The organism is Sphingobium cupriresistens (genome assembly GCF_004152865.1).
Classification (GTDB): domain Bacteria; phylum Pseudomonadota; class Alphaproteobacteria; order Sphingomonadales; family Sphingomonadaceae; genus Sphingobium; species Sphingobium cupriresistens.
The window spans coordinates 1-11,727 of the sequence record NZ_SEOO01000022.1; the positions used below are offsets into that span (position 1 = coordinate 1).

The 11,727-nt window shown below is 57.8% G+C and carries 13 protein-coding genes; 11 read left to right on the plus strand and 2 right to left on the minus strand.

Going from position 1 to position 11,727, the window contains the following annotated elements; translation table 11 throughout:
* The 6 genes from EWH12_RS22480 to EWH12_RS13660 form a co-directional block, all read left to right on the plus strand.
* The coding region (locus EWH12_RS22480; protein WP_207212401.1) for a hypothetical protein at positions 1-210 on the plus strand (210 nt) is incomplete at its 5' end.
* Between the two features lie 54 nt (positions 211-264).
* Entirely contained in the window at positions 265-681 is a 417-nt protein-coding gene (locus EWH12_RS13640; protein WP_207212402.1) for a helix-turn-helix domain-containing protein, read from the plus strand.
* 120 nt (positions 682-801) lie between these two features.
* A complete protein-coding gene (gene hsdR / locus EWH12_RS13645; RefSeq protein ID WP_242496060.1) occupies positions 802-4,131 on the plus strand; it encodes a type I restriction-modification system endonuclease in 3,330 nt (1,109 codons plus the stop codon).
* Positions 4,132-5,598, plus strand: a complete 1,467-nt coding sequence (locus EWH12_RS13650) for a class I SAM-dependent DNA methyltransferase (protein WP_129926934.1) — start codon at positions 4,132-4,134, stop codon at positions 5,596-5,598.
* The gene (locus EWH12_RS13655) at positions 5,595-7,052 is read left to right on the plus strand and encodes a restriction endonuclease subunit S (RefSeq protein ID WP_129926935.1); all 1,458 of its coding nucleotides are present in this window, start codon (positions 5,595-5,597) and stop codon (positions 7,050-7,052) included. The genes EWH12_RS13650 and EWH12_RS13655 overlap by 4 nt, the downstream gene beginning before the upstream one ends.
* Before the next feature lie 4 nt (positions 7,053-7,056).
* On the plus strand, positions 7,057-7,974 hold the full coding sequence (locus tag EWH12_RS13660) for a restriction endonuclease (RefSeq protein ID WP_129926936.1): 918 nt from the start codon (positions 7,057-7,059) through the stop codon (positions 7,972-7,974).
* A gap of 9 nt (positions 7,975-7,983) precedes the next feature.
* Here EWH12_RS13660 and EWH12_RS13665 read toward each other — a convergent pair whose 3' ends face one another.
* A complete protein-coding gene (locus EWH12_RS13665; protein WP_207212403.1) occupies positions 7,984-8,271 on the minus strand; it encodes a hypothetical protein in 288 nt (95 codons plus the stop codon).
* A gap of 115 nt (positions 8,272-8,386) precedes the next feature.
* Between EWH12_RS13665 and EWH12_RS13670 the strand changes: the two genes are divergently transcribed.
* On the plus strand, positions 8,387-8,635 hold the full coding sequence (locus tag EWH12_RS13670; RefSeq protein ID WP_242496057.1) for a ribbon-helix-helix domain-containing protein: 249 nt from the start codon (positions 8,387-8,389) through the stop codon (positions 8,633-8,635).
* On the plus strand, positions 8,632-8,937 hold the full coding sequence (locus tag EWH12_RS13675; protein WP_129926938.1) for a type II toxin-antitoxin system RelE/ParE family toxin: 306 nt from the start codon (positions 8,632-8,634) through the stop codon (positions 8,935-8,937). The genes EWH12_RS13670 and EWH12_RS13675 overlap by 4 nt, the downstream gene beginning before the upstream one ends.
* A gap of 3 nt (positions 8,938-8,940) precedes the next feature.
* On the opposite strand, the gene EWH12_RS13680 is transcribed toward EWH12_RS13675, so the two are convergent.
* The gene (locus EWH12_RS13680; RefSeq protein ID WP_207212404.1) at positions 8,941-9,222 is read right to left on the minus strand and encodes a hypothetical protein; all 282 of its coding nucleotides are present in this window, start codon (positions 9,220-9,222) and stop codon (positions 8,941-8,943) included.
* A 479-nt stretch (positions 9,223-9,701) separates the two neighbouring features.
* Here EWH12_RS13680 and EWH12_RS13685 point away from each other — a divergent pair, with 479 nt between their 5' ends.
* The 3 genes from EWH12_RS13685 to EWH12_RS13695 are packed head-to-tail and all read left to right on the plus strand — an operon-like array spanning position 9,702 to position 11,569.
* Positions 9,702-10,397 (plus strand): LYR motif-containing protein, encoded by a 696-nt coding sequence (locus tag EWH12_RS13685; protein ID WP_129926940.1) that lies wholly within the window; start codon positions 9,702-9,704, stop codon positions 10,395-10,397.
* The gene (locus EWH12_RS13690; protein WP_129926941.1) at positions 10,375-10,632 is read left to right on the plus strand and encodes a hypothetical protein; all 258 of its coding nucleotides are present in this window, start codon (positions 10,375-10,377) and stop codon (positions 10,630-10,632) included. Before EWH12_RS13685 ends, EWH12_RS13690 begins: the two co-directional genes overlap by 23 nt.
* Positions 10,633-10,651: 19 nt before the next feature.
* Entirely contained in the window at positions 10,652-11,569 is a 918-nt protein-coding gene (locus EWH12_RS13695; RefSeq protein WP_129926942.1) for a hypothetical protein, read from the plus strand.
* The last annotated feature ends 158 nt before the right edge of the window (positions 11,570-11,727 follow it).

Sequence of the window (11,727 nt, forward strand, 5' to 3'; positions counted from 1 at the left end):
AGGGCCATTCTGTCATCGGTCATCGTCTTCTTCTCCAGGTTCGAGTTCGCATCCGAACCCTACCAGAAGATCGACGGTGGCCACCCTCTCAGGGAAACCTTCCTACACCACCCCGTGGGACACGACCGCCGGTTCGAGCTGCGAGACGCCTTGGGCTTTCAAGGTCCTGTTTCATCCAACCTCCTTGGTTTTAGCTCAACATCACACTAATATATAGGAATCACCGTTCAATAGCTACTTTTGTAGCTATATGGCTAAAATAGTGTGTGGGTCAAACAGTTTATGGATTTGTCGGATAGGCTGAGCGTTATTCGGAAACAGGCTCGCCTTACCCAGGCGCAGTTCGCTGACAGCCTTGGAATATCTTTGGCTACTTATAAGAATTACGAAAAAGGAATTCGCGAACCCTCTGCGTCAACCTTGATTCTGTTATGCACAACCTATGATGTTACGCCCGCGTGGCTCCTGACGGGTCAATCCATAGACAATATATCGACAACCCTTGACCCGTCAAAAACGGAAGCCTGCTTCAGATATCTTGATGTTTTTCGACGGGATCATGGATTGCAGATGGATAGGCGGCAGCAGGCAGTCGCTTTTAATATAATTTTTGAGAAGATAGATGCGGGACTTCAAGATAAGGAATTGGATGATCTGATACTGACAGCAATAGCCGGTTGATCAGTGAGATACGGCAAGGCTGATCTTGAGGGCAGAGTCGAGTAGCAGACATATGAGCGGAACGGGGGAACGGTGGACTCGCTGAATTTCGGCTTCCTTGAGGCCCATGATAAGCAGTTGGTGACGTTGGGAGGGCTGGCGGAACGCTATTTCTCAAGCGATCCCTCGACCGCCATCGTCAAGCTCCGCCAGTTCGCTGAATTGATGGCGAAGATGGTCGCAGCTCATCACGCCGTTTATCGCGATGAGCGCGAGACATTCGAAGAAACACTGCGCCGCCTGTCATATGATCGCCTGATCCCCAAGGAAGCCGCCGATATCTTTCATGCCCTGCGGAAAGCAGGAAACAGTGCCGTGCATGAAGCGAAGGGCAATCATTCCACAGCCCTGACGGCCCTGAAATTCGCTTGGTCGCTCGGCATCTGGTTTCATCGAACCTATGGCCGCGCTGCCAATTTCCAGTCCGGCGCATTCGTGCCGCCGCGCCAACCCGTTGATGCGACCGTTGCCCTGCGCGAAGAGATTGAAAAGCTCAGGCAGAAGGTGGCGGAAACTGAAGGCGATGCGGCCCGCGCTCGTCTGGAAGCTGAGGAACAGGCCCACGCGCGCGAGGCAGTAGAAGAGCGGTTGGCGCGCGAGGCCGAGGAGCGAGCCGCTTGGGAGAAGATCGCTCAGGACATTGACGCAGAAAAGGCCGAAGTCACGAGCAAGCTCGCAGCCCTTCAGGCTGAAGCCGAAACTGTACCTCGCGCTGAGGCTGCGCAATTGGTCGAGCGCGGTGAGAAGGCTGCGGTAAAGATCGACCTCGATGAAGCGGAAACTCGTGCGCTCATCGACCAGCAATTGCGCGATCGTGGATGGGAGGTTGATACCCGCGACCTTCGATACAGCAACGGCGTGCGCCCTGCCAAGGGTCGCAATCTCGCCATCGCTGAATGGCCGACCGCAAATGGCCCCGCCGATTACGCCCTGTTCGCTGGCATGACTCTGATCGGCGTTGTGGAGGCGAAGCGGCGGCGGAAGAATGTATCAGCCGCGATCGACCAGGCTGAACGCTACTCGACCGGCATCAGGGACAGCGCCGATTTCATATATGCCGGTGGGCCATGGGGCGAACACAAGGTGCCATTCGTGTTCAGCGCGAATGGCCGGTCCTATCTCAAGCAGATTGAGACGGAGAGCGGCATCTGGTTCCGCGATACCCGCCGCGCAGCAAATCATCGTCGCGCGTTGGTGGACTGGCCGACACCGGAAGGCCTCGCCGGGCAGCTTGAGGTCGATCAGGACGCGGCTGATGCGCTGCTAAAGGCGCAGCCATTCGAGTTTGGTTTCCCGCTTCGCCATTATCAGGAAAGCGCGATCCGCTCGGTAGAAGCGGCATTGTCGTCTGAGCAACGCGCCGTCTTGGTTGCGATGGCGACCGGCACCGGCAAGACCAAGCTGGCTATCGCCATGCTGTACCGCTTGCTGTCAGCCAAGCGGTTTCGGCGCATCTGCTTCGTGGTCGATCGCAGCGCCCTTGGCGACCAGACTGAGGGCGAATTTTCGACCACCAAGGTCGTGTCCGGCAAGACATTCGCCGAAATCTTCGGCCTCAAGGGCTTGGGCGACGTGACCCCGGACGTGGAAACCAAAGTCCATATCTGCACGATTCAGGGCTTGGTCAAGCGTGTCCTGTTCGCTGCCGATGGCGCATCCGTGCCGCCCGTTGACCAATATGACCTGATGGTCATTGACGAATGCCATCGTGGCTATCTGCTCGATCGGGAAATGTCCGATGCCGAGCTGAGCTTCCGGGGGCAGGACGATTATATTTCGAAGTATCGGCGCGTGCTGGACTATTTCGATGCGGTGAAAATCGGCCTGACAGCCACGCCAGCCCTGCACACTACCGACATTTTCGGCGATCCGGTCTTCACCTATTCCTACCGCGAGGCGGTGGTCGATGGCTTCCTGATCGACCACGAGCCGCCGATCCGCATCGAAACTGCGCTGGCGCGCGCCGGCATCAAGTTCGAGAAGGATGAAGAGCTTGAACGGCTCAATACCCGGACTGGCGAAGTCGATCTGGCTCACGCGCCGGACGAAATCCGTTTCGAGGTTGAGGCATTCAACCGCCAGGTCATTACCCCGGAGTTCAACCGCGTCGTGGCAGAGGAACTGGCGCGGCACATCGATCCGGCGCTACCCGGCAAAACGCTGATCTTCGCCGCGACCGATGCCCATGCGGACATGGTGGTCAGCGCTATCAAGGCCGCTTTCGCTGAGCAATATGGCGAGATCGAGGATGCGGCCGTGAAGAAAATCACCGGAAGCGTGGACAAGGTGAAGAACTGGATTCGCTCGTTCCGCAACGATGCCAACCCGCAAATCGTCGTCACCGTTGACCTACTCACCACCGGCATCGACGTGCCGAAGATCACCAACCTCGTGTTCCTGCGCCGGGTGAACAGCCGCATCCTGTATGAGCAGATGATTGGCCGCGCGACGCGCCAGTGTCCGGAAATAGGCAAGGAGGTTTTCCGGATTTTCGACGCAGTCGATCTCTATCCCCACCTCCAGAACATGACCGACATGAAGCCTGTCGTCGTCAACCCTTCGATCAGCTTCGCACAGCTCGTCCGCGAAATGACGGAAGCCCAGAACGATGAGCAGCGGGAGGCCATCCGCGAACAGCTCGCCGTGAAACTGCGCCGTCGGATCAGGAAGCTGACAGAGGACGCTAGGCAGCAGTTCGAGGCCGCAGCAGGCGAAACGCCGGAAGCGATGCTGCAACGGGTAATGTCCGGTGATGCGCCGGGCCTTGCCGCCTGGCTGAAGGATCGCGCCGCGATCGGCGCCATCCTCGATTGGCAGGCCGATGGCGATAATCCCAGCTATGTCCCTATTTCCAAGCACGCGGATCAGGTCGTCGATGTATCGCGCGGCTATGGCAGCGGCGCGAAACCTGAGGATTTTCTGGACAGCTTCGCCGTCTTCGTGCGCGACAATATCAACACCATCGCCGCGCTGAAGCTCGTCGTACAACGTCCCCGTGACCTGACCCGCGCCGATCTGAAGGAACTGCGCCTGGCTCTCGACTCCAAGGGCTTTTCAGACGCCAATCTGCGCCGCGCTTGGGCCGATGCCCGCAATGAGGAAATCGCCGCGTCGGTCATCGGCTTCGTCCGTCAGGCCGCGCTCGGCGATGCGCTGATCCCCTATGAAGACCGCGTGCGAGATGCCATGCGCGCCATCATGGCGAGCCGTGCATGGACCGACCCGCAAAAACGCTGGCTCAAGCGGATCGGCGACCAGATTGAAAAGGAAATCGTGGTGGACCGCGCCGCCATCGACAAAGAGCCGTTCATCGCCGATGGCGGCTTCAATCGCCTGAACAAGGTGTTCGGTGGGGAGCTGGAAAGCATCCTGGCCGGGATCAACGAAGAATTGTGGAAGAAGGCCGCGTAAATGAGCACCACCACCGATATCGTCGCCAAGCTCTGGGGCCTGTGCAATGTCCTGCGCGACGATGGCGTCACCTATAACGAATATGTGACGGAGTTGACCTACCTGCTGTTCCTCAAGATGCTGGAGGAAACCGGCAAGGAGGAGCGGCTGCCGGAAGGCTGGCGCTGGAGCCTGCTCGCCAAGCGCGAAGGCGTGGAACAGCTCGATTATTACAAGGCGATGCTGCTCGAACTCGGCAAGGCGAAGGACCCGCTAGTCGGCGCGATTTTCATCGACGCACAGACCCGCCTCCGCAAGCCGACCAACCTCAAGGCGCTGACCTCCAACATCGATCAGCTCGACTGGTTCTCCGCCCGTGAAGAGGGGCTTGGCAACCTCTATGAAGGGCTGTTGGAAAAGAACGCGGCCGACAAGAAATCCGGCGCCGGCCAATATTTCACGCCACGCCCTCTGATCGACTGCATCGTGCGCCTGATGCAGCCGCAGCCGGGGGAAATGATCCAGGACCCGGCAGGCGGAACGGCGGGTTTCCTCGTCGCCGCCGACCGCTACATCAAGGATCACACCGACGATCTCTACACGCTGACGGAGCAGCAGGCTTTCTTCCAGAGGCACAACGCCTTCGCCGGCGCGGAACTGGTGCCGGACACCCATCGCCTGAGCATGATGAACCTGCTGCTGCACGGCATTGAAGGCGGCATGGAGAATATCGATACGCTCTCCCCCGATGGCGAGGCGCTGCCCAAGGCCAATCTGATCCTGACCAATCCGCCCTTCGGCACCAAGAAAGGCGGGGGGCGTCCGACCCGATCCGATTTCTCAATCACGGCGGATACGTCGAACAAGCAGCTTGCCTTCGTCGAGCATATCGTGCGCGCACTGGCCCCCGGTGGCCGCGCTGCCGTCGTCATTCCCGATAACGTGCTTTTCGAGGACAATACCGGCCGCCGCCTACGCACCTGGCTGATGGACCTATGCGACCTCCACACCATTCTGCGCCTGCCAACCGGCATTTTCTATGCGCAGGGCGTCAAGACCAACGTGCTGTTCTTCCGGCGCGGCAAAAGTGACAAGGGCAATACGAAGGCCGTCTGGGTCTATGACATGCGAGCGAACGCTCCTGCCTATGGCAAGACCCGCCCGCTGACCGTTGCGGACTTCGCAGATTTCGAGGCAGCCTATGGCGTCGATGCCAATGGCGAGGCTTCGCGGCAGGATCAGGGCGAAGACAGCCGCTGGCGCACGTTCGACCGTGCTTTCATCACTGGCCGTAATGACAATCTCGACATCAGCTGGCTTCGCGATACCGAAGCGGAAGCCGAAGAGGCGCTGACAGAACCTGAGGATATCGCTGCCGCTATCATCGGCCATTTGAAGGCAGCACTGGAGGAGATTGAAACGCTTTCGGAGGAATTGGAACCGGAAGCGGCGGCAGAGCCTGCCGTTATAGCGGAGCCGGCGGAATGACCGAGCAGCGATGGGAAATCCCAAGCAGTTGGGCTTGGGCATCAATGGACGAGGTTTCCGAGATTGTTGGTGGCGGAACCCCGTCAGCCAAGGACGGCAGCAATTTTGCGGATGAGGGCATTCGTTGGCTAACACCTGCGGATTTGACGGGATATAAAGAAACCTTCATCTCGCGAGGCAGGCGTGACCTGAGCGAAAAGGGCTATCGTTCCAGTGCTGCGCGTATCCTGCCTGCTGGAACCGTTCTGTTCTCGTCGCGCGCGCCGATCGGTTACTGCGCCATCGCATCCGGTGAGATAAGCACAAATCAGGGCTTTAAGAGCTTCGTCCTCAAAGGAAAAATTAGCCCAGAATACATCCGCCACTATTTGCTTGCTTCAGTGGATTACGCTGAGAGCAAAGCTAGCGGCACGACCTTTATGGAGCTTTCTGGAGGCCGAGCGGCTGAGCTGTCTACTCCCATTGCCCCTTTGTCAGAACAGCGCCGGATCGTGGCGAAGATCGACAGCCTCACCGGCAAATCCAGACGCGCCCGCGACCACCTCGACCACATCCCCCGCCTCGTCGAGAAATACAAACAGGCCATCCTCGCCGCCGCCTTCCGGGGCGATCTGACCACAGATTGGCGAAATAGTAACGAACAGACAAGCGGCGAGCGTTTGCGTGAAAGCCTGCTTAGCGCTCGCATCGGTGCAGAGCGAGGAAAGAAACTACCTGCATTCGATTTTGCTGGCGCTGAACATCTACCACAATTACCCGCATCTTGGGTATGGATGCCTGTAAATGCGCTTGCGACTAAGGTTGTCGATGGTGTGCACAAGAAGCCCGAATATATTACTTCAGGAGTTCCGTTTTTAACTGTCAAAAATTTGACCGCTGGGCCGGGCATATCATTTCAGAATTGCCGCCACATCTCGGAAAGTGACCATCGGGATTTCATAAGAAGGACACACCCGGAGAAGGGAGATATTCTTATAACAAAGGATGGAACCCTTGGTGTCGTTCGCGCCGTCAGGACTGACGTAGAGTTTAGTATTTTTGTTTCCTTGGCTTTGGTTAAACCAGTGGATAGATCGATGGCAGATTATTTGGAGTTGGCCTTTCAATCGCCGGCGGTGCAAGATCAAATGGGCGGGGTCGGCTCCGGTTTACAGCACATTCATCTGACCGATTTACGCAAAGATTTCATACCCATGGCGCCAGAAAATGAGCGCCATGAAATTGTTAGGCGCGTCGATTCAGCTATGAAATGGATCAATCGCCTTGCTGCAGATTCTGTCAGTGCTCGCAAGCTGATTGATCGGCTTGACCAAGCTGTGCTCGCGAAGGCCTTCAAAGGTGAACTCGTGCCGCAAGACCCTGCCGACGAACCTGCCAGCTCCCTGCTCGAACGCATCCGGGCAGAACGCGCGGCCGCACCGAAGGCGAAGCGCGGTCGCAAGAAGGCTGCCTGACCTCATGGCCATTCCCGATTACCAGACATTGATGCTGCCGGTCCTGCGCCTCGCTGCCGCTGGCGAACAGCGTGTGGCCGATGCCGCCGAACGCATCGCCGATGATCTCGGCCTCAGCCCGGACGAGCGCGAAGAAATGCTGCCCAGCGGACGGCAACGCCTGCTCCATAACCGCATCCATTGGGCAAAATTCTATATGTCCAAGGCGGGCCTTGTCGCCTCGCCGATGCGAGGGCGTTTCATCGCGACCGAAGCGGGCCGGACGCTGCTGGCATCCAATCCCGCGCGCATCGGCGTGAACGAGTTGAAGGACTATGAGGGTTTCCGCGAATTTTACAGCGGTCAGAAGTCCGTTGACGATGACGCCGTGCCCGCTGTCATCGCCCCGTCAGCCGAAACCGGCACGCCGGAAGAGCAGATTGAGGCAGCCTATCAGGCCGTGCAATCGGCCCTCCGCGCGGAGCTGCTGGAACGCATCGTCCAGAACACGCCGGCCTTCTTCGAGCAACTGATCGTCGATCTGCTGATCGCTATGGGCTATGGCGGATCGCACAAGAACGCAGCCACCCAGCTCGGCCGTTCAGGCGACGGCGGTGTCGATGGCGTCATCAACGAGGACAGGCTGGGGCTCGACCGGGTCTATGTGCAGGCCAAGCGCTATGCCGAAACAACGGTCGGTCGTCCCGATGTGCAGGCTTTCGTCGGCAGTCTGGTCGGCCATGGCGCAACCAAGGGCGTGTTCGTCACCACCTCCACCTTCAGCAGCCAGGCGCGCGATTACGTCAAACACCTCGCCCAGCGCGTCATCCTGATCGACGGGGACCGTCTGACCGACCTAATGATCGAATATGGCGTGGGCGTCCGCGTCAGCCGCAGGATCGAATTCAAGCGGCTCGACGAGGATTTCTTCGCGGAGGAGTAACGGTGTGCGTCACAGGGCGGCTTCTCGCCGGTCCCGCTCTCGCACGATGGCGCTATATTCCATCAGCACCTGGGCAACGGTGGCATCGTCCGTGACAGCGAAGGACTCCGCGACCTCGCGGGCCTGTGTCGTGCGCAATTCCAGCCAGTCGATGCGTGCTTGATCGGGGATAGCCCGCTGGCTTTCGATGTCGACCTGTTCGCTGTAACCGGCGATCACATCATTGATCGCCTCCAGCGCCGCCTCATAGGCAATCGCCTGATTCTGCGTCCACAGCGGGTAGGTTTTCGCGGTCATGCCTTTCGATCCCTCATAGCCGGGGTTCTACACCATTCCGCCAACCGGATGAACCGGCACTGGCATTCGGCGTTCAAGCGCTATATGATAAAATCATATCGGAATGGAGGCAGGTATGGCCGCGAAGGCAATCTCGGTAACGCTCGGCGAAATGGCGTCGCACGCTGAACGCCATCTGGCATCCGGTCGCTATGCCTCCATGAGTGAGGTGATGCGAGCCGGATTGCGCGCGCTGGATCGCGAAGAGGCGGTGCTGGATGAACTGGTCCGCGTCCGCGTTGCGGAGGCTCTGGCCGATCCTCGTCCGCCCATGCCGCTCGACAAGGCGTTCGCAAAGGTCCGGGCCTCGATCGCCAAGGCATGATCTATGACGTTCAGCTGTCCGCCCTGGCGATCGAAGACCTGATTGCACTCCACCAATGGGTAAGCGCGGAAGCCGATATTCCCACGGCAGACGGCTATCTGGCCAGAATTGAAGAACGCATTGCGGCACTGGCCGACTTCCCCCATCGCGGATCGTCCCGTGATGACCTGATCGCAGGCCTGCGCACGCTGACATTCGAGCGCCGCCTGCTGATCGCCTACAGCGTGGACGGGCAAGTCGTCACCGTCCAGCGCGTCATCAACGCCCTGCGCGACCTTGGGCCTGCCTTCCGTGATTCCTGAAATTCAGGGGCGGTCCAAGTTGGAGCGCGGGCCGAATTCCTTCACGATCGCGGCAAATCGTTCGTCGGCTTCTGCCTCTGTTTCCGGGATCGACCGAAGAAACTCGATGTCATCGAGAAATTGGGGCAGCATGTCCGGGTGATCTTCCCAGACGACGCAGAATACGTCGAACAGCAAATCCGGCTTGGTGCTGAAACAATCCGCCGCCATCTGCTCCAGCCATTTACGGATGTGGTTTAGTTTGGATACCGTATCAAACGGGTCAAATTCGAGGGGTTCTGCCATTGTCGTCTCCATCGTGCTGTGAATGGCGATGGCTCGATTTGGCCGGGTGTTGGAAACCTGGCCTCTCGCACAGGCGCTGCCGCTTTTGGGCAAAACCTTGGACATGGACGACAACCACCCGGCCAAAACGATGCCATGGCCGACTGAGAGTTTCGAGGTTTCCACGCCTCGTCTACCGTCTCTGGAAGATGCCCCCATCCATGCCAAAGTAGGACGATTCGGGCAACGATGGACGTCCGCGATTGACCATAAAGGAAAATAGTAGGTTCGAGGCTAGGTCTTTGGGGACTGCCGACCCGCACGAGACGCCGGCTTTCGACCAGCTATGGCGCAACGTTCTGCGATGCGAACGTTAGGAGCTGTTACTGGCGATCTGACAAATTGGATCAGCTGGATTTGAAACTGCTCGTCCTGCGTGTAGAGAAGCTGAAGCGAATCAAGCGCAGGGGATTATTCATGGGCACGAAGCTGTCGAATCAATGACACTCAAGCTCGATATCCGTGGTCCCATTGTCGTCCTAGTCGCGGAATTCAATTCAGCAATTTTCCAGCCTCCTTGGATCGCCAAGCACCTGTTTGGTAAAGCCGAGGGTGACGAAATGGCGGCCGCTGAAATTCTCATTCAAAATGGCCCCCTGCTGATCCAACTCACATTTCTTGAGGGCGTAGCGATCAATGTCGCACCCAATCGGACGGAGATATTCGCCCTTGATGCGGAGCCAGAAACATTGGCACGCGCTGAAGGTGTTCTGCTGAAGATGCTCGAAGTGTTGCCGCACACACCTTTAGCGGCTGTCGGTTGCAATCTGTCTTATGTCGATGACGATCCGAGTACGGCGATTGCTGAACTCTTCACTACGCCCGAAGGTTTCGAGGCCGAAGGCGTCCTGAACAGCCGGCAGAGTGGTGTGCAGCTTCAGCTTGAGGGCGAGCAGGTATTAAATTTCGTGCGCCTTCTTGGTCCGAAAGAGGCGCGCTACTCATTTAACTACCACCGCGCCGAAAGCGACGCCGAAAGGTACAAGAATTTTGTTCCTGGGATGATCGCAAAGGCCCGAGAGGACAGCGAAACGCTTCTTAAGTCATTATATGGATACGAAGGCTGCGACGTGATCGGCTTCGTGGCCGGAAATCAGCAAGAGGGAAATGGCGATGACTCTCAAACAACCCATTGAGATTCGCTCGGTGAAGACCGGCCGCTTTGTCGTCCATACAGCAATCGTCAGCGATGCTGTGACTGCAGATTTCTGTAACGCGCCTCGGTCGTTTCGGGTGGTCAACAACGTGATTAAGGCAATGACCATCAGCCACGATGGAGTTGATATTCGGAACATCAATCGGCTTCTGCGGGAGCCTCAAGAGCCTGCCGCAGAGCTCACAACTGTCGATGCGCTAGCGACGACGCGCTAAGAGAAGGTGGCGTAGCTGCATGGCAGACGCGGCCTCGTTTGACTTTATTTTCGAGCCCAAAGAGCGGATCGACCGGGAGCAACTGCTTCAGGGGGACTTGCTGCACCGAACTCCCGCGCTTGCGGAAGCTATCGGAAAGGCCCACTCGTATTATGCAACTGCTGCCGATTACTCGCATTTTCTCGTCTTGACGCAATCATGTGATCTCGTCCGGCGAAAGGGCAGATGCAAGAGTCGCTACATTACGATTTGTGCGGTTCGGCCACTGTCGCTCGCTGTGGCTCGAGAGCTCGAGCGGTACACTAATCCACTCGATGGTTGCCCGGTGCCGCTCGGGAACGTCGAGAACAACGTCCTAGCTCGCCAGTACCTTGAGCGGGTGTTGAATAATACCGTCGACGGTATTTTCTTCATTCCCCGCGGTGCGGCCGCAACGGTAGACGAGCACCTGTGCGCCTTCCTCGCCCTCTCAGTGGCTTTGCGAGTAGACCATTACGACACGTGCCTTAGTGCAAAGGTTGGCCAAGCAAAGGAGATATTCGCGGCAAAGGTAGGTTCGCTGGCCAGCAATCTGTATGCGCGAATCGCCACGCCCGACCTCCACGAGCGCAATGATAGAAAGGCCGTAGATGCGTACACGAAGGCGTTTCTTGAAGAACTAGGCTACGCCAGTGTGGTTTGGCTGACGCCCTTTCAGCGCACTTTCCTAGAAGGGCAGATCGCCGTGGCGCTACAAGCCTCCGGCCAAGATCAGCTCACGCCCGAAGAGGCAGTGAATCTGCTCAAGAATTTGCCAAGCGAAGCGGATGCAATCGCCGATCGGGTGGTCAAGGTGCTGACAGATCGGCAACTTTTGGAAGACGACCCTCAGGTTCATAAAAAAGCACGAAACTTTCTGAAGAACGACCGAGAGTATCAGAAGTTGGCAAAGCGGTAGACGTTGGCCACCAAAAAGCGCGAATTTCACGGATCATCCATCAACCTTGCCAACCAAAATTGCTGAACCGGCCAAACCGCCGATTCATCTTGCTACTGCCCAAAGGGCGGCAGCTAAGTCCTAGGCTCAGTCATAAACTGAATGTTCGCTCATTGGTT